This is a genomic window from Methanobrevibacter sp. (assembly GCF_017432245.1).
Taxonomy (GTDB): domain Archaea; phylum Methanobacteriota; class Methanobacteria; order Methanobacteriales; family Methanobacteriaceae; genus Methanobrevibacter.
The window spans coordinates 1-2,860 of record NZ_JAFRJO010000043.1 but is presented as its reverse complement, the minus strand read 5'-3'; the positions used below and the strand labels follow the sequence as shown (position 1 = coordinate 2,860).

At 31.5% G+C, this 2,860-nt stretch carries 2 protein-coding genes and 1 pseudogene; all 3 read right to left on the bottom strand.

The window, feature by feature from the left end; translation table 11 throughout:
- Nucleotides 1-92 (bottom strand): annotated as a pseudogene (locus tag IJI80_RS08300) (molybdopterin-guanine dinucleotide biosynthesis protein MobA); the annotation flags it as partial.
- Nucleotides 93-148: 56 nt separating this feature from the next.
- Nucleotides 149-1,306, bottom strand: coding sequence for a hypothetical protein (locus IJI80_RS03760; RefSeq protein WP_292787766.1), 1,158 nt, complete (start codon nt 1,304-1,306; stop codon nt 149-151).
- A 170-nt stretch (nt 1,307-1,476) separates the two neighbouring features.
- Nucleotides 1,477-2,802: a Mur ligase family protein gene (locus IJI80_RS03755; protein WP_292787764.1), complete on the bottom strand. Its 1,326-nt coding sequence runs from the start codon at nt 2,800-2,802 to the stop codon at nt 1,477-1,479.
- Between the last annotated feature and the right edge of the window lie 58 nt (nt 2,803-2,860).

Below are 2,860 nucleotides of genomic sequence, written 5' to 3'. Positions count from 1 at the left end.
TTATTTTGTATGGGAATATTCAAGTCTTCCTGGTCCTTTCTCATTCTAGAATTCTTTCCAGCTGCTGTGATTACTGCTGAAACTGTAAGCATAATATTACCTTAATTAATAATTTCAATTGGAAAATTGAATAAATTTAATTTAAATTTTAATTGTTTGTACTGTTAGTTGAATTTGTGCTATTGGTATTATTAGCAATATAACTGTTAGGAATCATTTCATAAATGTCAGTGTAGATTCTCATTCCTGCACCGGAACCTTCAGTCCACATATTGATTTTAATAGGATATGATAATGTGTTGTTAATCTTGATTCCTGTAGATGGACTGAAACCATAAAGCACTGCATCACGTCCAGAATCCATACCTATAGGTAAACTGAATCCTAATGATAAGACAGCATTCCTAAGTGATCTTGCTGGAGGGCATACTCCATGAGTAGCCATACCGGATTCCGCTTCAGCTTCAGGAACTGAACTGAATCCTACTCCTTCTCTACCACAAGCATATGCATTTGATGGAATTACAGTACCATTCCATGCTTTTACAAACTGTTTTGCATTGAATTCCCTGTTTCTGTCGTTGTATTGTGGGTGAGAATCCAAGTAGGTATAAGTGCTTGCCACTTTTGTTTCAGTATAGTTTTCACCATAAACTATTACTGGAGAGCCTCCAGGATATTTAAGGGAATACTCATAAGCTTCTGGGAACTTTTCTCTTAACATATCAGGAGTGATATAAGATCTGTTGTCATTAATTCCATTAATACAATAATCTAAATTGTATTTGGAACCTTGATTATAATGATTATACCAGTATTTTAAGGTCTCTGCATTTACCCTTTCACCAGGAATTGTATCATTATTCATAGTTGATGGGTCAATATGGCCTATTGTTTGATTGGTTTTATTATTTATAATGTCTATTCCGTTTGGAACAATTTTTGCTTGAATATAAGGGCTGTTATATCCCCAAACAAAATCTCCAGGTGGATTTACAGTAATCTTATCATTATCTACAACCACATATCCAGGTCCTTCAAACTCATCAACTATACCATCTGAACTTACATTACCATAAAGCAATTCAGATGATGGGGTTGGAACTGCTCCTGTAGCAATTGAGAAAAAGGCATCTACAATTTCCCCATCTGTTATTTGGGTTATTAAAGAACCTAAATTGGAAACTATAGGATATTTGTCTATCTTGTTCTTATCTATTACATTATCTCCAGCAAATACAGTGCTTCCATTATCATACTTGGATATTTCACTCATATTCTGATGGTGAATAACTGTAGTTGCCATGGAGAGAGGTATTAGAACAATGATTATTGCAACTAATGCAACAAATATTTTAAATGAATTTCTTTGTGTTAAACTTCTTGAACTAATACTTACACTTCCTTTATTTAAATCTTAAATATTACTATGATCATGATTTTGCTTAAGTAATTATTATTGGAAATCACTTTATTTTATTCAAATAATAACTTATTTTCCTTAGAATTAATTGAATCGGAAATTTGCCTTAATCTCTCTTGTATCTTTATAATGTTTTCTTGGCCATTTCCTCCGATAAATATAGCTTTTTCATGTGAAAACTCTGCAACAAATGCTATGATTTCATCAAGATTATTTGCTATTTCAATTCTTCCTTTATAATTTAATGAATTTAATCTATATTTAGCTTGATCTAATGTATCTTCCAATCCTGGAAAGAGAATAATTGCCTCTGGATTGGCATTTACAACTTCATCCAATATATCAAATCTATGATTTTCATTATGTCTTGGAGTTCCTATGAATATCGCTTTGAAATCAACCTCATCCAATATTGGTTTAATTGCATCTGAATTATCTGATTTTCCAATATATATCTCGCAATCATTCAATTTTAATACTTCTAAACGACCTTTCACTGGCTTGAAATTCTCCAAAGAGTCTTTTATGATGCTTTCATCAATTGGAAAAACATTTTTATCTATAAATTTTGCTATAGTTTCACTAAGACCTGCATTTAATTTATTGAATTTACCGAATATATTCAAATCATATTCTGTTTCATCATATTCAATGCTTGATTTAGCCACTTCTTTAAATTCTTCTTTAAACTCTTGATTTTCATTTATGAGGATAGTTTTATCTTTAAAAAATTCTTTAAGTGACTCTTTATATCCTTCCATTGAACCATGAACATTCATATGGTCATTACCCATATTTGTAAGAGCAATCAAATCAAAGTCAAAGCAATAACTGCAGAATCCAACTGTCATATCGCAGACTTCAACAAGCAAAACATCGTAATCTCCATTGTCAGCTTCTAGGATAAGGTCGTAGTAACCTTCAAATCCACCACCTGCATTACCGCCAACTAAAACTTTTTTTCCTGCTTTTTCCAGGATTTCCTTAATCATAGTTACTGTAGTGGTTTTTCCATTGGTTCCGGTTACTCCTATAGTGAACATATTTTTGTGTTTTGTTATAACGTCACAAAGCAATTTATGGGAGTCTTTATAATGTTCAGCTATTTTGCTTCCCCATATGCTTGGGCTTAAAACAACTGCATCACATAGGTCTATTTCTTTCTGATTATTGAAACCTAAATCAATGGATAAATTTTCCTTAACGAAGTTGATTCTATCTTTTTGAGGAGAAATATCAACACTAGCAAGGGATATAGGCAAATTATCCATATCTATATTGACATTTAAATCTGTAGCATATACCTCCCAATTGTGTTTCAATAAGGAATTTAAAGCTTTTTTGCCTTCAACACCTAATCCTATAACAGCTGCTTTCATGATTTCACATATACGTTTTATATAGTTTTATATAATTTAACTAATATTTATATAATTT